Below are 19,125 nucleotides of genomic sequence, written 5' to 3' on the forward strand. Positions count from 1 at the left end.
AAACCTTGGGCCGGGGCCGAGAGGCCGCCGGCTGCTCCATCATGTGACGGGTTCGCTGCTGCGGGTTATTCCCAGGACAGCGCGCCGCCCGTCTGATACTCGATCACTCGCGTCTCGAAGAAGTTGCGCTCCTTCTTCAGGTCGATCATCTCGCTCATCCACGGGAACGGGTTTTCCTCGTTCGGGAACAGCGGATCGAGGCCGATCTGCTGGCAACGGCGGTTGCTGATGAAGCGCAGATAGCTCTTGAACATCGACGCGTTCAGACCCAGCACGCCGCGCGGCATCGTGTCCTCGGCGTAGCGGTATTCGAGTTCGACAGCCTGCTTGAACAGCTCGCGGATCTCCGCGCGGAATTCCGCGGTCCAGAGATGCGGGTTCTCGAGCTTGATCTGGTTGATCAGGTCGATGCCGAAATTGCAGTGCATCGACTCGTCGCGCAGGATGTACTGATATTGCTCTGCAGCACCCGTCATCTTGTTCTGGCGGCCGAGCGCGAGGATCTGCGTGAACCCGACATAGAAGAACAGGCCTTCCATGATGCAGGCGAACACGATCAGCGACTTCAGCAGCTTCTGATCCGCTTCGAGCGTGCCGGTCTTGAAGGCCGGGTCCGTCAGCGTATGGATGAACGGGATCAGGAATTCGTCTTTCGCGCGGATCGACGGTACCTCGTGGTACGCGTTGAAGATCTCGCCTTCGTCGAGACCGAGCGATTCGACGATGTATTGATACGCGTGCGTGTGGATCGCCTCTTCGAATGCCTGGCGCAGCAGGAACTGCCGGCACTCCGGCGCCGTGATGTGGCGGTACGTGCCGAGCACGATGTTGTTCGCGGCGAGCGAATCGGCCGTCACGAAGAAGCCGAGGTTGCGCTTGACGATGCGGCGCTCGTCCTCGGTCAGACCGTTCGGGTCCTTCCACAGAGCGATGTCGCGGGACATGTTGATTTCCTGCGGCATCCAGTGGTTCGCGCAACCGGCCAGATACTTTTCCCACGCCCACTTGTACTTGAACGGCACCAGCTGATTGACGTCAGTCTGGCCGTTGATGATGCGCTTGTCCGCAACGTTGACCCGCGCTTCCGAACCGCCAGCGGGAACAGCCGATGCTTGCGGCGGCACCGCGAGATCGCCTTCGAAGATGTCACGGACCTGATGGGCGGCAGGCGTTGCAGCCTGCATTCCGACAGCCATCCCTGCGGAGGTGCGCATCGCGTTTTGCTGCGCTCCGCTCGCGGGGGTTACGGCAGTCTTCTCGTCATCCCAGTTGAGCATAAATTCTCACCATCAATTTAGAACGGTTTGTACCATCTTTTCCTGAGCGATAAAAGGGTTCGCTCACGAAAAATCCTTTTTTCGATTCGCGTTGCGACCTCGATACAACACTTTGAGCAACGCATCGTCGTTCATGCAGAGCGCGACGTGTGTCGCGCGTGTATCGCGAGGTGCGCTCGACGCATCGAACGCTGATCGAAACGCGACGTCGTCGGGGATGTTTCGATCGCTTGTCACTGCCTGCAACGCAGGTGTCGCGTTACAGATTCCTTATCATTTTTTTAGTAGAGAGCGGCGCACACTTCAACCTCGATCGGTTGCCGTGCGCGCCGCCCGAACCTTCTTCAGGTCATGCGCGCTGCGTTACTGGCACGCTTCGCATTCGTCGAAGCCCGGATCGCCCGGACGCATCGTGCACACCGGACCGTCCGCTTCGACCGGCGCGAGTGCCGCGGCCGCACTGACCGCGCCCGACGATGCATCGCCGCCCGCCGCACTGAAGCCGCCTGCCGCGCCTTGCGCGCCGCCGCTGCCCGAGCCGCCCGCACCGCCCGTCGGCACCGCGTTCAGCGCACCGTGCGCGACCGTCGACTTCTCGACGTGCGTTGCCGCCATCGTGCGGAGGTAGTAGGTCGTCTTCAGGCCGCGCAGCCATGCGAGCTTGTAGACCTCGTCGAGCTTCTTGCCCGACGCGCCGCCCATGTAGATGTTCAGCGACTGCGCCTGGTCGATCCACTTCTGGCGACGCGATGCCGCTTCGACGAGCCACGTCGGGTCGACTTCGAACGCGGTCGCGTAGATCGCGCGCAGGTCGGCCGGGATGCGGTCGATGCGCGACAGCATGCCGTCGAAGTACTTCAGGTCGGCGACCATCACTTCGTCCCACAGGCCGCGTTCCTTCAGGTCGCGCACGAGGTACTCGTTAACCACTGTGAATTCGCCGGACAGGTTCGACTTCACGTACAGGTTCTGGAAGGTCGGCTCGATGCACGCCGACACGCCGATGATGTTCGAGATCGTCGCCGTCGGCGCGATCGCGACGCAGTTCGAGTTGCGCATGCCGTGTGCGGCGATCCGCGCACGCAGCGTCGTCCAGTCGAGCGACTCCGACGTGTCGACCTCGACGTAGCCGCCGCGCGCTTCCGCCAGCAGCTTCAGCGTGTCCTGCGGGAGGATGCCGCGATCCCACAGCGAGCCGCGGTAGCTCGAGTAGCGGCCGCGTTCCTCGGCCAGCTCGGTCGACGCGTAGTACGCGTAGTAGCAGACCGCTTCCATCGAACGATCGGCGAACTCGACCGCCGCTTCCGACGCGTACGGCGTGCGCAGCAGGTGCAGGCAGTCCTGGAAGCCCATGATGCCCATGCCGACCGGACGGTGCTTCAGGTTCGAGTTACGCGCCTTCGGCACCGCGTAGTAGTTGATGTCGATCACGTTGTCGAGCATGCGCATCGCGACGCTGATCGTGCGCTTCAGCTTGTCGTGGTCGAGCGCGTAGCTGCCGTCGGCCTGCTTCACCAGGTGGGCGACGAGGTTCACCGAACCCAGGTTGCACACCGCGATTTCGGTGTCGCTCGTGTTCAGCGTGATTTCCGTGCACAGGTTCGACGAGTGGACGACGCCGACGTGCTGCTGCGGCGAGCGCACGTTGCACGGATCCTTGAACGTGATCCACGGGTGGCCCGTCTCGAACAGCATGCCGAGCATCTTGCGCCAGAGCTGCTGCGCCGGGATCTTCTTGAACAGCTTGATCTCGCCGCGCGCGACCTTGTCTTCGTAAGCCGTGTAAGCCGCCTCGAACTCCGCGCCGAACTTGTCGTGCAGGTCCGGGCAGGTCGACGGCGAGAACAGCGTCCATTCGCCGCCCTCCATCACGCGCTTCATGAACAGGTCGGGAATCCAGTTCGCCGTGTTCATGTCGTGCGTACGGCGGCGGTCGTCGCCGGTGTTCTTGCGCAGCTCGAGGAATTCCTCGATGTCGAGGTGCCACGATTCGAGGTACGCGCACACCGCGCCCTTGCGCTTGCCGCCCTGGTTGACCGCGACCGCCGTGTCGTTCACGACCTTCAGGAACGGCACCACGCCTTGCGACTTGCCGTTCGTGCCCTTGATATGCGAGCCGAGCGCACGCACGCGCGTCCAGTCGTTGCCGAGGCCGCCGGCGAACTTCGACAGCAGCGCGTTTTCCTTCAGCGCTTCATAGATGCCGTCGAGGTCGTCCGCGACCGTCGTCAGGTAGCACGACGACAGCTGCGAGCGGTGCGTGCCCGAGTTGAACAGCGTCGGCGTCGAGCTCATGAAGTCGAAGCTCGACAGCACGTTGTAGAACTCGATCGCGCGCGTTTCGCGGTCGATCTCGTTCAGCGACAGGCCCATCGCGACGCGCATGAAGAATGCCTGCGGCATTTCGATGCGCGTGCCGTCGACGTGCAGGAAGTAGCGGTCGTACAGCGTCTGCAGGCCGAGGTAGCCGAACTGCAGGTCGCGGTTCGCGTCGAGCGCTTCGCCGAGACGCTTCAGGTCGAACTGCAGCAGCTTGTCGTCGAGCAGGCCGGCGTCGACGCCGCGCTTCAGGAACTGCGGGAAGTATTCCGCGTAGCGCGCCGACATCTCGGCCTGCACGACTTCCTCGCCGAGGATCTCGCGGCGGATCGTGTGCAGCAGGATGCGCGCCGTGACCTGGCTGTACGCCGGATCCTTCTCGATCATCGTGCGCGCAGCGAGGATCGCCGAGTCGTAGACCTGGCTCATCGGCACGCCGTCGTACAGGTTCTTCACCGTTTCCGCGACGATCGGGTCAGGGTTAACCGCAGCGCCGAGGCCGTCGCATGCGGACACGATCAGCGCGCGCAGCGCATTCATGTCGAGCGGGCGCGTGACGCCGTTGTCGACGACGTTGATGCCGGTGCTCGACTCGGCGCCCGCTGCCGCCGCTTCCTCGCCCGCATGCTGGCGCTCGAGGTGGCGCTTCTCGCGATACAGCACGTACGCACGCGCGACGTTGTGCTCGCCGCCGCGCATCAGCGCGAGTTCGACCTGGTCCTGGATGTCTTCGATATGGAACGTACCGCCGTTCGGGCGGCTGCGCACGAGCGCGCGCACGACGTTGTGCGTCAGCTGCTCGACGAGTTCGCGTACGCGCGCCGATGCCGCGCCCTGCCCGCCGTTGACGGCCAGGAAAGCCTTGGTCACCGCAATCGCGATCTTCGAAGGCTCGAACGACACCACGCTGCCGTTGCGGCGGATCACCTTGTAGTCGGCGAACGTGGCCTGCGGCGCGAGCGCCTGCGCGCCCTGTTCGGTCCCGCCGAGCGGACGGCTCGAGGCGCTCTCGTACTGGGACGTCGCGTTGTCGGTGGTTTGCATGTGCAAAGCTCCTGGTGTTGGATGGTGCGGAGAGAACCGCGGATTAAAACGAACGCTGCGCGATGCGGTGCGCGAGCGGTAAGAGGCGAGCGATGCGTCGGGGAGGCCGGGCCGGCCGATGCGCGACAACAACCGGTCCGGTCGTGTGCTTCGTCATGTATACCCCGCCCCGTCGAAGTTCGCTGCGCTTGATCGCGACGCCCGGACCGCCCGGCCTGGCGCGCCGCCCTGAGAACCCTGTCCGCCGGCGTTGGCCGCCGGCCGGTGCCGCTCGGGTTTTCCCTGCGACACACACTATATCTAGTACAGAACTACTCAACTGGCACCAAGTATAGTGGACATTCGGACGAGGTCAAAACGGATAATTTGCGATGGAGGTCTTGACATCGCTCGCGCGCAGATACGACAAGGCATTGGTCGGAGAAAAAACTTTCCCCGCTCAAAAAACCCTGCGCTCAGTGCTGCCGGAAAGGAAAGTATTCGGCCGAAAAGCCGGCATCGCGTGCGAAGCGTTGCCAATCGAAGTGCGGGCCGGGGTCGGTCTTGCGGCCCGGCGCGACGTCGGAATGACCGGCCACAGCATCGATCGGGTAGTGCGCGGCGAGCGTGCGCGCGAGCACGCCGAGCGTCGCGTACTGCGCGGCGTCGAACGGCACGTCGTCCGCGCCTTCGAGCTCGATGCCGATCGAGAAGTCGTTGCAGCGCGGCCGGCCGAAGAACTCGGACGCGCCCGCGTGCCACGCGCGTTCGTCGCACGACACGAACTGCACGAGTTCGCCGTCGCGACGGATCAGGAAGTGCGCGGACACGCGCACGCCGCGCAGATGGCTCTGGTAATAGGGGTGCGCATCGCAGTCGAGCCGATTCAGGAACAGCGCCTCGATCGCGTCGCCGCCGAACTCGCCGGGCGGCAGGCTGATGTTGTGGACGACGACGAGCGTCGGCACCGCACCCGCGGGCCGCGCCTCGAAATTCGGCGACGGCGCGTGGCGCGCGTCGCGCACCCAGCCGTGTGCGTCGACCGACAGCAGCGCGGCGTCGCTCATCGCGCGTCGTGGCCGCTCGCGCGGGCGCCGTGACGCTGCGCGTGCTCGGTGCTGCAGAAGTAGTCGCCGCCCGCGGCGATGGCGTCGCCCTTCGGCGCATGCACGCCGCATTCGGCGCAGCGCACCATCGGTTCGGGCAGCGAGCGTGCATCGCCGTTCGCGCGCGCCGCACCGGCGCCGCCGTGACCGGGCGCGCCGTCGTCACCGCCCGCGCGGCCGGTGCGCGCCTGCGCGTGCTCCTGCGCCTGGCGCAGCTTGCGCGCGAGCCACGAGCCCGCGAAGAAGAGAAGAATCAGGAGAAGAATCTGTCGCATCGGAAACCTGCGTTCAAACGACGGAGCGGTGCAGCAGCACCTCGAAAACGAACCGGCTGCCGACATACGCGAGCAGCAGCGCGGCAAACGACACGAGCACCCATCGCGCGGCGCCGCGCCCGCGCCAGCCCGACGTCTTGCGAGCGACCAGCAGGCCGCCGAACATCAGCCACGACAGCACCGCGAACACGGTCTTGTGGTCGAGCCGCAGCGCGCGCGCATCGACCTGCTCGCTGAACAGGATGCCCGACGCGAGCGTGAGCGTGAGCAGCACGAAGCCGGCGCCGATCAGCCGGAACAGCAGCTTCTCGAGCGTGAGCAGCGGCGGCAGCGTTTCGAGCCAGCTCGCGATCCAGCCGGTCGAGCCGTCGCGCCCGCCGCTTCTGAGCGACTGCAGGCGCCGCTCGACCATCAGCATCAGCACCGCGTGCAGCGCCGCGATCGCAAAGAGGCCGTACGCGATGTTCGCGATCAGGAAGTGCAGCTTGAACAGCGGCGCTGCGGCATAAGGCAGCACCCGCACGCCGCCGAACACGAGCGGCAGCAGCGACGCGCCGCACGCGAGCGGCAGCACGAGCAGCCGCAGGCTGTCGAGCGGGAAGAAGAAGCTCTCGATCCAGTAGATGCCGGCGCCGAGCCAGAACATCGCGGACAGCGCGAACGCGAAGCCAAACACCATCGCGTCGTGCGGAAAGATCGTCATGTGCAGCAGCACGCCGTGCGCGACGAGCGCCGCGAACAGCAGCGCCCGGCCGGCCCCGCTCATCCCCGATGCGGCGGACGCAGGAACCGGCACGGCCGGCACGCTCGCGACGAGCGGCGTCGCGCCCTGGCGGTGCGTGCGCCAGCCTGCGACGGCGAGGCCGCCGTACAGGAATGCGGTGAGGGCATACAGTACAATATCCATGTTCGAAGTTTACACTAGGCCCCCTTCCCGCGACGGCTCCCTTTGTTCGGTTCCGTTGCGCCTTCGGGCCCCACTGTCCATCGCTCCCCATGCTCGACAATCTCACTCAACGGATGGCGCGCGTCGTCAAGACGCTGCGCGGCGAGGCCCGGCTCACCGAGGCGAACACCCAGGAGATGCTCCGCGAGGTGCGTCTCGCGCTGCTGGAGGCCGACGTCGCGCTGCCCGTCGTCCGCGAATTCATCGCCAAGGTCAAGGAAAAGGCGCTCGGCGAGGAAGTGATCAGCAGCCTGTCGCCGGGCCAGGCGCTCGTCGGCGTGGTCCAGAAGGAACTGACCGCCGTGATCGGCGGCGACTACGAAGGCAAGGCCGCCGAGCTGAATCTCGCGGTCACGCCGCCCGCCGTGATCCTGATGGCCGGCCTGCAGGGCGCCGGCAAGACCACGACCGCCGGCAAGCTCGCGAAGCTGCTGCGCGAGAAGTACAAGAAGAAGGTGCTGACGGTGTCGTGCGACGTGTATCGCCCGGCCGCGATCATGCAGCTGAAAACGGTGAGCGAACAGGTCGGCGCCGACTTCTTCCCGTCGACGCCGGACCAGAAGCCCGTCGACATCGCGCTCGCGGCCGTCGACTGGGCGAAGCGCCACTACCATGACGTGCTGATCGTCGACACGGCCGGCCGCCTCGGTATCGACGAAGCGATGATGCAGGAAATCGCCGCGCTGCACGGCGCGCTGAAGCCGGCCGAAACGCTGTTCGTCGTCGACGCGATGCTCGGCCAGGACGCGGTCAACACCGCGAAGGCGTTCAACGACACGCTGCCGCTCACCGGCGTGGTGCTGACCAAGCTCGACGGCGACTCGCGCGGCGGCGCCGCGCTGTCGGTGCGCCACATCACGGGCAAGCCGATCAAGTTCGTCGGCGTCGCCGAAAAGCTCGACGGCCTCGAGGTGTTCCACCCGGACCGGATGGCGAACCGGATCCTCGGCATGGGCGACATCCTCGCGCTCGTCGAGGAAGCGCAGCGCGGCGTCGACGTGCAGGCCGCGCAGAAGCTCGCCGACAAGGTGAAGAAAGGCGGCGACTTCGACCTGAACGATTTCCGCGCGCAGATCTCGCAGATGAAGAACATGGGCGGCCTGTCGTCGCTGATGGACAAACTCCCCGCGCAGTTCCAGCAGGCGGCGGCCGGCGCCGACATGAGCCAGGCCGAGAAGTCGATCCGCCGGATGGAAGGGATCATCAGCTCGATGACGCCCGCCGAGCGCGCGAAACCCGAGATCATCAAGGCGACGCGCAAGCGCCGCATCGCAGCCGGCGCGGGCGTGCCGGTGCAGGAAGTCAACCGGATGCTCAACCAGTACGATCAGATGCGTACGATGATGAAGAAGCTGAAGGGCGGCAACATGCAGAAGATGATGCGCGGCCTGAAGGGCATGATGCCCGGCATGCGCTGATTCCGCCCGCGGGCCGGCGCGCGGGTTTTTGCCGTAGCGCGCGCCGCCCGTTCTGCTTCATCCTTATTTGTATACCGACTGCTCGCCAGAACACATGAACCGCGAAGAAGCCCTCCACATTTTCGACCACTCCGAAGAGATCGTCTCGGCCGATGCCGTCAACGCATCGATCGCCCGGATGGCCGACGCGATCCGCGCCGAGATCGGCGACGCGTTCCCGCTCGTTCTCTCGGTGATGGGTGGCGCCGCGGTGTTTACCGGGATGCTGCTGCCGCATCTCGATTTCCCGCTGGAATTCGACTACATCCACCTGACCCGCTACCGCAACACGACGCAGGGCAGCCCGGAAATGCACTGGCGCGTCGCGCCGCGCGAATCGGTGAAGGACCGCATCGTGCTCGTGCTCGACGACATCCTCGACGAAGGCGAGACGATGGCCGCGATCCGCGATCGCATCCTCGACATGGGCGCGAAGCGCTTCATGTCCGCCGTGCTGTGCGAGAAGACGCTCGCGAAGGCGAAGCCGCTGCACCCCGACTTCTGCGGCTTCTCGGTGCCGGACCGCTACGTGTTCGGCTGCGGGATGGATGCCAAGGGCTACTGGCGCAACCTGCCGACGATTCGCGCGCTGACCGCGAACGTCTGACCGCCCTGCCCGCTCCATAGAAAAGCGGCGCGCCGGTTTCCCGGAGCGCCGCTTTTTTTCGTCGGCCCGCCGCACCGCCCGCGCTACGGCTGCAACTGGTGCACGAACGCGCGAATGCCCGCCAGCAGCATCTCGACCGAGATCGCGACGAGCACGAGGCCCATCAGCCGCTCGAACGCGGCGACGGTACGCTCGCCGAGCCACGCCTGAATCCTTTCGGCGAGCACCAGCGTGATCGCGCAGACGATCATCGTGACCGTCAGCGCGCCGACCCACTCGAACATCTTGCCCGGCGCCTGCGACGTCAGCAGCATCACCGTCGCGAGCGCGGACGGCCCCGCGAGCGCGGGAATCGCGAGCGGCACGATGAACGGTTCGCCGCCCGCGCGCGGATCGCTGCCGAGCGCGCCGTCCGGGTGCGGGAAGATCATCCGCAGCGCGATCAGGAACAGCACGATCCCGCCGCCGAGCCGCAGCGACAGGTCGGTGAGGCTCATCATCCGCAGGAAGCGGTCGCCGACCACCATGAAGAACAGCAGGATCACGAACGCGATCCCCACTTCACGCAGGATCAGCTTCACGCGGCGCTCGCGCGGCACATCCCGCATCGCCGTGATGAACAGCGGGATGTTGCCCAGCGGATCCGTGATCAGCACGAGGAGCACGGTGGCCGACAGGAAGGTGTATTCCACCGTGTCCCCCGGTTGCGGTGCTTAGCGCGCGAGCGCGGCGCGGATCTTCTCCGTCACCGTCGCCGCGGCCGCGTCGGCCGGCAGCAGCGTCGCTTCCGCATCGCGGCGGCCCTGGTACTCGATCTTGCCTTCCTTCAGGCCGCGCTCGCCGATCACCAGACGGTGCGGCACGCCGATCAGTTCCCAGTCGGCGAACATCACGCCCGGGCGCTCGCCGCGATCGTCGAGAATCACGTCGATGCCGGCGGCGCTCAGTTCCGCGTACAGCTTGTCGGCGGCTTCACGGACCATGTCGCTGCGGTCATAGCCCATCGGGCACAGCACGACCTCGAACGGTGCAATCGACTCCGGCCAGATGATGCCGCGCTCGTCGAAGTTCTGTTCGATCGCCGCGCCGAGAATGCGCGTGACGCCGACGCCGTAGCAGCCCATCAGCATCGGCTGCGGCTTGCCCGACTCGTCGAGGAACGTCGCGCCCATCGCTTCCGAATACTTGGTGCCGAGCTGGAACACGTGGCCGACCTCGATGCCGCGGCAGATGTCGATCACGCCCTTGCCGTCCGGCGACGGATCGCCCTTCTTCACGTTGCGCACGTCGGCGACTTCCGGCTCCGGCAGGTCGCGGCCCCAGTTCACGCCCGCGATGTGATAGTCGACCTCGTTCGCGCCGACGACGAAGTCGCTCATGTTCGCGACCGTGCGATCGGCGATCACCTTGACCGGCTTCTTCGTGCCGACCGGGCCGAGATAGCCCGGCGGCGTGCCGAACCACTCGACGATTTCCTGCTCGGTCGCGAAGCGGTGGTTCTTCAGCCCCGGCAGCTTCGATACCTTGATCTCGTTCAGGTCGTGGTCGCCGCGCAGCATCACGAGCCAGATGGTCGGCTCGGCGCCTTCGTTCTCGGTGGCCAGCACGATCGACTTGATCGTGCGCTCGAGCGGGATCGCCAGCAGTTCGGCGACGGCCTCGCACTTCGCCTTGCCGGGCGTCGCGACCTTCTCCATCGCTTCGGCCGGCGCCGCGCGTTCGGCGATCAGCGGCAGCGCTTCGGCCGCTTCGATGTTCGCCGCGAAATCGGACGTCGGGCAGTAGGCGATCGCGTCCTCGCCCGTATCAGCGATCACGTGGAACTCGTGCGAGAAGTTGCCGCCGATCGAGCCGCTGTCGGCCGCGACCGCGCGGAACTCGAGGCCGAGGCGCGTGAAGATGCGCACGTACGCATCGTACATCTTGCGATACGACTCGTTCAGGCCGGCCGCATCCTTGTCGAACGAATATGCGTCCTTCATGATGAATTCGCGGCCGCGCATCACGCCGAAGCGCGGCCGAATTTCGTCGCGGAACTTCGTCTGGATCTGGTAGAAGTTCACCGGCATCTGCCGGTAGCTCTTGATCTGGTTGCGCGCGATGTCGGTGACGACTTCCTCGTGCGTCGGCCCGATCACGAAGTCGTTGTCCTTGCGGTCCTTGAAGCGCAGCAGCTCGGGACCGTACTGTTCCCAGCGGCCCGATTCCTGCCACAGCTCGGCCGGCTGCACGGCCGGCATCAGCAGCTCGATGGCGCCTGCCCGATTCATTTCCTCACGCACGATCGCCTCGACCTTGCGAATCGAGCGCAGGCCGACCGGCAGGTAGTTGTAGATGCCGCCGGCGACACGACGGATCATGCCGGCGCGCACCATCAGCTTGTGGCTGACGATCTCTGCGTCGGCCGGTGCTTCTTTGAGGGTGCCGATAAAGAAACGGGAAGCTTTCATGCGGACGGTTCCAAATACGGCGCCCCAAGGCGGGGCGCCCGAAAAAGTTTCAAGGTGAAAAAGCTGCGCGCGACGAACAACAAGCGACGACGATGGCGCAGATGACGTAGCAGACAAATCAGGGACAATTCAGCCGGTGCACCCCGCGCGGATTCGCTCCGTCACGGTGCGCAGCGCCCGTTATCTGTTTATAATCAAAGCAATTTTAAAGGATTCGAAGGTGGTTGTATGCTGGATCGTGAAGGCTTTCGCCCGAACGTCGGCATCATCCTCTTGAACGCGCGCAACGAGGTGTTTTGGGGCAAGCGGCTCCGCGAGCATTCCTGGCAGTTTCCTCAAGGTGGGATCAAGTACGGCGAGACCCCCATGCAGGCGATGTACCGGGAGCTGCACGAGGAAACCGGCCTGCACCCGGAACACGTCAAGATAATCGGCCGCACTCGCGACTGGTTGCGTTACGAGGTGCCTGACAAGTTCATCAAACGCGAAGTACGCGGCCATTACCGCGGCCAGAAGCAGATCTGGTTCCTTCTGCGGATGGTCGGACGCGATTGCGACATTTGCTTGCGCGCGACCGATCACCCGGAGTTCGATGCGTGGCGCTGGAACGAGTATTGGGTGCCGCTCGATGCAGTGATCGAGTTCAAGCGGGATGTCTATCAGTTGGCGCTGACGGAACTGTCGCGCTTCCTGCGCCGCCCGGCGCAGCGAGCCGAAAAGCCGCGTGGGCCGCGTCCGTCGCGCTATCCGCGCGTGATCGGCGCGCAGGCCCAGCAGACGCTGACGATTGTCGACACATCGGTGGTCTGTTCCGAGATCGAAGTGGAGGCGAGCACGCTCGACGAGATGCCGCCTCGCGTGATCGTCGGCAAATGACGAGTCGGACTGCATGACCGGGCGCGACCTTGGTGTCGCGCCCTTTTTTTACGAGGAATGCATATTGAAAGCGATTGCTCTCGCGCTCGCATCGGTCGTCGCAGTGGCCACGCTGGCCGGTTGCGCGAATTCGAAGACGCCGACCAACAAGGATGACAGCGAGTTCGTCTATCTGCTGGACCGCCAGGGCAACTGGAAGGAAAACCCGGTCGACACGCTGCCGCCGCTGCCGCAAGCGGCCGACCTGCTGCCGTTCAACGTGTCGCAGAACACGCCGCTCAAGTTCTTCGTCGATGCGAAATCGCTCGCGGTCGGCACCGACGGCGTCGTGCGCTACGCAGTCGTCATCACGAGCCCGGCCGGCGCACGCAACGTGATCTACGAAGGCATCCGCTGCGACACCTACGAATGGCGCCAGTATGCAGGCCTGAACGCCGATCACGACGGCTGGGACCGCACGGTCGAGAACGACTGGCGGCGCATCGAGAACGGCGAGCTGAACGCGTACCACTCGGCGCTGTATCAGGACTACTTCTGCGCGAACAAGATGCCGCAGGGCACGACCGCGCAGATTCTCGAGAACATCAAGTTCCATCGCACGGCGATGAGTCAGCTGCGCTGAGAGGCACAACGCGGGGTGTCATTTCCCCGCCAGCAATGAAAAAGCCCGCGCTACGCGGGCTTTTTCGTCGTGTCTCGGCGGCTGACTGCGCGCCGCGCGCCGTACGCCGCGCGGGCCGATCACACCAGCACGAGGTTGTCGCGGTGAATCAGCTCCGGTTCCAGCATGTAGCCGAGCACCGTCTCGATCTCGCCGCTCGGCTTGCGCTGGATCAGCTTCGTCTCCGCGCTGCTGTAGTTCGTGAGGCCGCGCGCCACTTCGCGCCCGTCCGGGCCGACGCAGGCGATCACCTCGCCGCGCGCGAATGCGCCCTGCACGCCGGTCACGCCGATCGGCAGCAGGCTCTTGCCGCCGGCCGTCAGCTTCTCGACCGCGCCCGCATCGATCACGACGTGCCCGCGCACCTGCAGGTGATCGGCCATCCACTGCTTGCGCGCGGCCATTCGCGCGGTGCGTGCGATCAGCTGCGTGCCGATCGCCTCGCCCGCCGCCAGCCGCACCAGCACGTCGGCTTCGCGGCCGCTCGCGATCACGGTGTTCGCGCCGCTGTGCGCCGCGCGCTTCGCCGCGAGGATCTTCGTCAGCATCCCGCCGCGGCCGAGGCTCGAGCCTGCGCCGCCCGCCATCGCCTCGAGCTCCGGCGCGCCCGCGCTCGCTTCCGCGACGAGCGTCGCGTTCGGGTCCTTGCGCGGATCGGCGGTGAACAGCCCCGTCTGATCGGTCAGGATGATCAGCGCGTCGCCTTCGATCAGGTTCGCGACGAGCGCGCCGAGCGTGTCGTTGTCGCCGAACTTGATTTCGTCGGTGACGACCGTGTCGTTCTCGTTGATGATCGGCACGACGCCGAGCCGCAGCAGCGTGAGCAGCGTCGAGCGCGCATTCAGATAGCGCTCGCGATCGGCCAGGTCGGCGTGCGTGAGCAGGATCTGCGCGGTGCGGATGTCGTGCTCGGTGAAGCGGCTTTCGTAGACTTGCGCGAGGCCCATCTGGCCGACCGCAGCGGCGGCCTGCAGCTCGTCGATTTCACGCGGACGCTTGCTCCAGCCGAGCCGCTGCATCCCTTCCGCGATCGCGCCCGAACTGACGAGCACGACTTCCTTGCCCTGCGCGCGCAGTGCGGCGATCTGGGCCGCCCAGCGGCCGATCGCAGCATGATCGAGCCCCTTGCCGTCGTTGGTCACGAGGCTGGAGCCCACCTTCACCACCAATCGCTTCGAATCCGCGATGATCGAACGCATCCTGCACTGTCTCCTGTCTGATGCCTGCCCGGCCGGGCGCGATTAAATGTCCGCACCGGGACCGCGCCCGGTGCGTTTCCGGTCCGCTCAGGCGTCGCCGCCGGACGTCGAACCGCCATCGGCCGGCGACGCATCGCGGAACCGCACGTCCGCAGCCAGGTCTTCCTCTTCCGCCGCGCGATGGGCGTCCGAATGCTCGGCGAGGTAGTCGTAGATCGCGTAGCACAGCGCTTCGCAGCCCTGGCCGGTGAGTGCCGAAATCTCGAACACCGGGCCGTCCCAGCCGAAACGGTCGAGGAAATCGGCGACGCGCGCTTCGCGCTCGTCTTCCGGCACCATGTCGAGCTTGTTGAGGACGAGCCAGCGCGGCTTCTCGTAGAGCGCCTCGTCGTACTTGCGCAGTTCGCCGACGATCGCCGTCGCTTCGGCGACCGGATCGACGTTTTCATCGAACGGGGCCAGATCGACGAGATGCAGCAGCACACCGGTGCGCTGCAGATGCCGCAGGAACTGATGGCCGAGGCCCGCGCCTTCGGCCGCGCCCTCGATCAGCCCCGGGATATCGGCGATCACGAAGCTCTTGCTCGGGCCGACGCGCACGACGCCGAGATTCGGCGCGAGCGTCGTGAACGGATAATCGGCGATCTTCGGCTTTGCGTTCGACACCGACGAGATGAAGGTCGACTTGCCGGCGTTCGGCATGCCGAGCAGCCCGACGTCGGCCAGCACCTTCAGTTCGAGCCGCAGCATGCGGCGTTCGCCGGGCTTGCCGTCCGTCTTCTGACGCGGCGCGCGGTTCGTGCTGGACTTGAAATGCAGGTTGCCGAGACCGCCGGCGCCGCCCTTTGCGAGCATCACCTGCTGGTCGTGCTCGGTCAGATCGGCAATGAGCTCGCCCGTGTCCATGTCGGTCACGACCGTGCCGACCGGCATGCGCAGCGTGATGTCGTCGCCGCCCTTGCCGTAGCAATCCGAGCCGCGACCGTTTTCGCCGTTGCGCGCGAGATGCTTCTTCGCGTAACGGTAGTCGATCAGCGTGTTGATGTTGCGGTCGGCGATCGCGTAGACGTTGCCGCCCCGGCCGCCGTCGCCGCCGTCCGGCCCGCCGAACGGAACGAATTTCTCGCGGCGCATCGACGCGCTGCCATCGCCTCCGTCGCCGGCGATGACTTCGATTCGTGCTTCGTCAATGAACTTCATTCGTCACTCCGACCAGTATTTCCGCTATTGTGCCGCGCGCCGGCACGCTTGAACAATCTGCCGTTCGGCCGATGTTCCGCCACTGCGCGACAGCCGCCCGCGCGCAGGTGCGCGCGGGCGGCCAAATAAAAAAGGCCCCGCGAAGACTGCGGGGCCTTTCGGCTACGAAGCCCGTGGGTGCCTGAACTTAGGCAGCCGCCGGGACGACGATGACCAGATGCTTCTTGTCCGCGCCCTTGGTCGCGAACTTGACGTGACCGTCGACCAGCGCGAACAGGGTGTGATCCTTGCCCATGCCGACGTTCTCGCCAGCGTGCATGCGCGTACCGCGCTGACGCACGATGATGCCGCCGGCGTTGATCGCCTGGCCGCCGTACACTTTCACGCCGAGACGTTTCGACTCGGAGTCGCGGCCGTTCCGGGAAGAGCCGCCTGCCTTTTTGTGTGCCATCTGATTGCTCCTTTACCGAGGCGCTTACGCGTTGATCGCGTCGATGCGCAGCTCAGTGTAGTTCTGGCGGTGGCCGCCGTGCTTTTGGTAGTGCTTCCGGCGACGCATCTTGAAGATGGTGACCTTGGCATGACGACCGTGCGACACAACGGTGGCCTTGACGGAAGCCCCACTGACCAGCGGCGTACCGAACTTAATCGATTCGCCTTCGCCCACTGCGAGAACCTGGTCGAGCGTGATTTCAGCGTCAATGTCAGCCGGTATCTGTTCTACTTTGAGTTTTTCGCCAACGGCAACCTTGTACTGCTTGCCGCCGGTTTTTATGACCGCGTACATTGAGAACCTCACTCTGGATCCAATTTTTCCGCACACCACGCGCGGAAAACACGTGATTATACATGGGCTTAGCACCCAAGTCAAAGCCGATCCACGATTGCCGCGCGCAAGCGCTGGCCGGATGGCCAAAAACGACGTGCCGGCACGTCCGGCGGACCGGGATATCGCGGATTCGACTTATAATCCGCGGCATCACCCATTTCGATCATCATGTCGTCGTCCACCGCCTCCCCCACCCTCAGCGCCGCCCACCTGCTCGCTCCGATCGCCAGCGACATGGAGCAGGTGAATCGCGTTATCCGGCAAAGCCTCGCGTCCGACGTGCTGCTGATCAACCAGATCGCCGAGTACATCATCGGCGCGGGCGGCAAGCGACTGCGTCCGGCGCTGCTGCTGCTCGTCGCCGGCGCGCTCGGCGAGACGTCGCACCAGCGGCACGTGCTGGCCGCCGTCGTCGAGTTCATCCACACGGCCACGCTGCTGCATGACGACGTCGTCGACGAATCCGAACTGCGGCGCGGCCGCCAGACGGCCAACGCGCTGTTCGGCAACGCGGCGAGCGTGCTGGTGGGCGACTACCTTTATTCGCGCTCGTTCGAGATGATGGTCGGCGTCGGCAAGATGCGCGTGATGGAAATCCTGTCGGAGGCGACGACGATCATTTCAGAAGGCGAAGTGCTGCAGCTTCTGAACATGCACGACGCCGATGTCGACGAGACGCGCTACATGCAGGTGATCCGCTACAAGACGGCAAAGCTGTTCGAGGCGTCGGCGCGCCTGGGCGCAGTGCTCGCCGGCGCCGATGCGCCGACCGAAGCCGCCGCCGCCGAATACGGCCGCAGGATCGGCACCGCGTTCCAGATCATGGACGACTGGCTCGACTATGCGGGCACGGCAGAAGCGATGGGCAAGAATGCCGGCGACGACCTGCGCGAAGGCAAGCCGACGCTGCCGCTCATCTATCTGATCGAACGCGGCACGCCGGAACAGTCGGCGCTCGCCCGCGAGGCGATCGAACAGGGCGGCACCGACCGCTTCGATACGATCTTCGACGCGATCACGCGTTCGGGTGCGCTCGACCATACGCTCGAATGCGCACGACAGGAAGCGCAGGCCGCCGCTGCCGCAATCGCCGCGTTCCCCGATTCGATCTACAAGGAAAGCCTCGTCGGGTTGTGCTCGTATTCGACGTCGCGGCAGTCGTAAACGCGCGGCGAACCGGAAGCGATACCTTGTCTCGAAAAATTTCTTCACCAAGGTATTCCCTTTTAGAAAAAACATCGTTATAGTTACGTTCTTGCTTGTGACGACGCAGCGATTCTTAACGAAGACGGCGGAGTCCGAAGAGCAAAAATCGGGGTGTAGCTTAGCCTGGTAGAGCGCTACGTTCGGGACGTAGAGGCCGGAGGTTCGAATCCTCTCACCCCGACCAGATTTGAAAAAACCGTGCACGCCGTGCACGGTTTTTTTTTGCCTTCTCGCGGCCAGATCGCCCAGGCTCCATGCGTCACGCGACACATCGCGCCCGCCGGCCTCTGCTATATTTCCTCCATCCCTGTCCTTCACTGCCCTTTCCGACGCGTGGACCAAATTCCCTTATGGGCGCAAATCGGCGCCGTCTTCCTGCTTCTCCTCTGCTCCAGCTTCTTTTCCATTTCCGAGACCGCGATGATGGCGCTCAACCGGCACCGGTTGAAGCATCTCGCCGGCAAGGGCGTGCTCGGCGCGAAAACCACGCAGGGCCTCCTCACGCGCACCGACCTGCTGCTCAGCGTGATCCTGATCGGCAACAACCTGTTCAACACGATCATCCCGGTCCTGACGACGTCGCTCGCGCTGCATACGTTCGGCCGTAACAATCTCGCGCTGTCGATCGCGACCGGCATCGTCGCGTTCCTGATCATCGTGTTCGCGGAAATCGCGCCGAAGATCGTCGGCGCGACCTTTCCCGAGCGCATCGCGCTGCCGGCGAGTCTCGTGATCGCGCCGCTGATGCGCGTGTTCAAGCCGGTCGTCTGGTTCGTCAACGCGCTCGCGAACGGCGTGCTCTGGGCGCTGCGCATCAATACGAAGAAGGGCCGCGACCAGCGGATGTCGCCCGACGAACTGCGCGCGATCGTGCTCGAGTCGAGCAGCTTCATGCCGACCAAGCACCGCAGCATCCTGCTCAACCTGTTCGATCTGGAGAACATCACGGTCGACGACGTGATGGTGCCGCGCCGCCAGATCGAGTCGCTGAACTTCTACGCGCCGCTCGACGACATCCTGCATCAGCTCGAGACCTGCTATCACAACCGCCTCGTCGTGTACGAAGGCGACATCGACAAGGTGCTCGGCGTGCTGCACGTGCGCAAGACGCTCACCGCGCTGCACAACCAGGATTTCGACCGCGAAACGCTGCGCACGCTGCTCGCGGAGCCGTACTACGTGCCGTCGGGCACGCCGGTCGTCCAGCAGCTCCAGTATTTCCAGGAAAGCCGGCAGCGCACCGCGCTCGTCGTCAACGAGTACGGCGAGCTCGAAGGGCTCGTCACGCCCGAGGACATCATCGAGGAGCTGATCGGCGAATTCACGACGTCGATGCCGCGCGGCGAGCGCGCACGCGGCTGGAACGAGAACGGCGAATGCATCGTCGCGGCCAGCATGCCGCTGCGCGAACTGAATCGCTGGCTGCATCTGCACCTGCCGACCGACGGGCCGAAGACGCTGAACGGCCTGATCCTCGAGATCCTCGAGGAAATTCCGGAAGGCGACGTGTGCGTGAAGATCGGCGACGTGATGCTCGAGGTCATGCGCAGCGACGATCAGGCCGTGCGCACGGTCAAGCTCTTCAAGCCGCGCGGCACGCGCACGCGCGCCGCCGCCCGCTAGCCGAACGGCCGACTGTCGGCGCCGCCCGCGATACGCGACCATTTGCCGGTCACGATCAACAGGCGGCCGAG

At 65.2% G+C, this 19,125-nt stretch carries 17 protein-coding genes and 1 tRNA gene; 7 read left to right on the forward strand and 11 right to left on the reverse strand.

Translation table 11 applies throughout. From position 1 onward, the window contains the following. Positions 1-65: 65 nt before the first annotated feature. The 5 genes from Q3A80_RS08865 to Q3A80_RS08885 form a co-directional block, all read right to left on the reverse strand. Complete coding sequence (locus Q3A80_RS08865; RefSeq protein WP_059500930.1) at positions 66-1,277, reverse strand: ribonucleotide-diphosphate reductase subunit beta; 1,212 nt, start codon at positions 1,275-1,277, stop codon at positions 66-68. 363 nt (positions 1,278-1,640) lie between these two features. Beyond that, positions 1,641-4,640 (reverse strand): ribonucleoside-diphosphate reductase subunit alpha, encoded by a 3,000-nt coding sequence (locus Q3A80_RS08870; protein WP_446328678.1) that lies wholly within the window; start codon positions 4,638-4,640, stop codon positions 1,641-1,643. Between the two features lie 455 nt (positions 4,641-5,095). Then, positions 5,096-5,686: a 1,6-anhydro-N-acetylmuramyl-L-alanine amidase AmpD gene (gene ampD / locus Q3A80_RS08875; RefSeq protein WP_446328679.1), complete on the reverse strand. Its 591-nt coding sequence runs from the start codon at positions 5,684-5,686 to the stop codon at positions 5,096-5,098. Continuing rightward, the gene (locus tag Q3A80_RS08880) at positions 5,683-6,000 is read right to left on the reverse strand and encodes a PP0621 family protein (protein ID WP_446328680.1); all 318 of its coding nucleotides are present in this window, start codon (positions 5,998-6,000) and stop codon (positions 5,683-5,685) included. The genes ampD and Q3A80_RS08880 overlap by 4 nt, the downstream gene beginning before the upstream one ends. Before the next feature lie 13 nt (positions 6,001-6,013). Further along, entirely contained in the window at positions 6,014-6,907 is an 894-nt protein-coding gene (locus Q3A80_RS08885) for a cytochrome C assembly family protein (RefSeq protein ID WP_446328681.1), read from the reverse strand. An 89-nt stretch (positions 6,908-6,996) separates the two neighbouring features. Here Q3A80_RS08885 and ffh point away from each other — a divergent pair, with 89 nt between their 5' ends. Together ffh and Q3A80_RS08895 are read left to right on the forward strand one after the other, a co-directional pair. Next, positions 6,997-8,364, forward strand: a complete 1,368-nt coding sequence (gene ffh / locus Q3A80_RS08890; RefSeq protein WP_040143347.1) for a signal recognition particle protein — start codon at positions 6,997-6,999, stop codon at positions 8,362-8,364. 94 nt (positions 8,365-8,458) lie between these two features. After that, positions 8,459-9,010 (forward strand): hypoxanthine-guanine phosphoribosyltransferase, encoded by a 552-nt coding sequence (locus Q3A80_RS08895; protein ID WP_009688452.1) that lies wholly within the window; start codon positions 8,459-8,461, stop codon positions 9,008-9,010. An 83-nt stretch (positions 9,011-9,093) separates the two neighbouring features. Here Q3A80_RS08895 and Q3A80_RS08900 read toward each other — a convergent pair whose 3' ends face one another. Then, positions 9,094-9,702 (reverse strand): MarC family protein, encoded by a 609-nt coding sequence (locus tag Q3A80_RS08900; RefSeq protein WP_040143346.1) that lies wholly within the window; start codon positions 9,700-9,702, stop codon positions 9,094-9,096. Positions 9,703-9,723: 21 nt separating this feature from the next. Next, positions 9,724-11,460: a proline--tRNA ligase gene (locus tag Q3A80_RS08905; protein ID WP_446328682.1), complete on the reverse strand. Its 1,737-nt coding sequence runs from the start codon at positions 11,458-11,460 to the stop codon at positions 9,724-9,726. 228 nt (positions 11,461-11,688) lie between these two features. Here Q3A80_RS08905 and Q3A80_RS08910 point away from each other — a divergent pair, with 228 nt between their 5' ends. After that, the gene (locus Q3A80_RS08910) at positions 11,689-12,336 is read left to right on the forward strand and encodes an RNA pyrophosphohydrolase (RefSeq protein WP_446328683.1); all 648 of its coding nucleotides are present in this window, start codon (positions 11,689-11,691) and stop codon (positions 12,334-12,336) included. Positions 12,337-12,349: 13 nt separating this feature from the next. Next, positions 12,350-12,958 (forward strand): CNP1-like family protein, encoded by a 609-nt coding sequence (locus Q3A80_RS08915; RefSeq protein WP_446328684.1) that lies wholly within the window; start codon positions 12,350-12,352, stop codon positions 12,956-12,958. Between the two features lie 119 nt (positions 12,959-13,077). On the opposite strand, the gene proB is transcribed toward Q3A80_RS08915, so the two are convergent. The 4 genes from proB to rplU form a co-directional block, all read right to left on the reverse strand. Beyond that, positions 13,078-14,196: a glutamate 5-kinase gene (gene proB / locus Q3A80_RS08920; protein WP_446328685.1), complete on the reverse strand. Its 1,119-nt coding sequence runs from the start codon at positions 14,194-14,196 to the stop codon at positions 13,078-13,080. Between the two features lie 87 nt (positions 14,197-14,283). Continuing rightward, entirely contained in the window at positions 14,284-15,396 is a 1,113-nt protein-coding gene (gene cgtA / locus Q3A80_RS08925; RefSeq protein WP_446328686.1) for an Obg family GTPase CgtA, read from the reverse strand. A 187-nt stretch (positions 15,397-15,583) separates the two neighbouring features. Continuing rightward, positions 15,584-15,847 carry a 50S ribosomal protein L27 gene (rpmA, locus tag Q3A80_RS08930; protein ID WP_006476999.1) on the reverse strand — a complete coding sequence of 88 codons (264 nt, stop codon included), beginning with the start codon at positions 15,845-15,847 and terminating at the stop codon, positions 15,584-15,586. Between the two features lie 24 nt (positions 15,848-15,871). Further along, a complete protein-coding gene (gene rplU, locus Q3A80_RS08935; RefSeq protein ID WP_006025184.1) occupies positions 15,872-16,183 on the reverse strand; it encodes a 50S ribosomal protein L21 in 312 nt (103 codons plus the stop codon). Between the two features lie 210 nt (positions 16,184-16,393). Between rplU and Q3A80_RS08940 the strand changes: the two genes are divergently transcribed. The 3 genes from Q3A80_RS08940 (at position 16,394) to Q3A80_RS08950 (ending at position 19,054) form a co-directional block, all read left to right on the forward strand. After that, a complete protein-coding gene (locus tag Q3A80_RS08940) occupies positions 16,394-17,389 on the forward strand; it encodes a polyprenyl synthetase family protein (protein ID WP_446328687.1) in 996 nt (331 codons plus the stop codon). A gap of 149 nt (positions 17,390-17,538) precedes the next feature. Continuing rightward, a tRNA-Pro gene (locus Q3A80_RS08945) sits at positions 17,539-17,615 on the forward strand. 149 nt (positions 17,616-17,764) lie between these two features. Next, a complete protein-coding gene (locus Q3A80_RS08950) occupies positions 17,765-19,054 on the forward strand; it encodes an HlyC/CorC family transporter (RefSeq protein WP_446328688.1) in 1,290 nt (429 codons plus the stop codon). Positions 19,055-19,125: the final 71 nt, after the last annotated feature.

The sequence above is a fragment of the Burkholderia sp. SR8 genome (assembly GCF_052851275.1).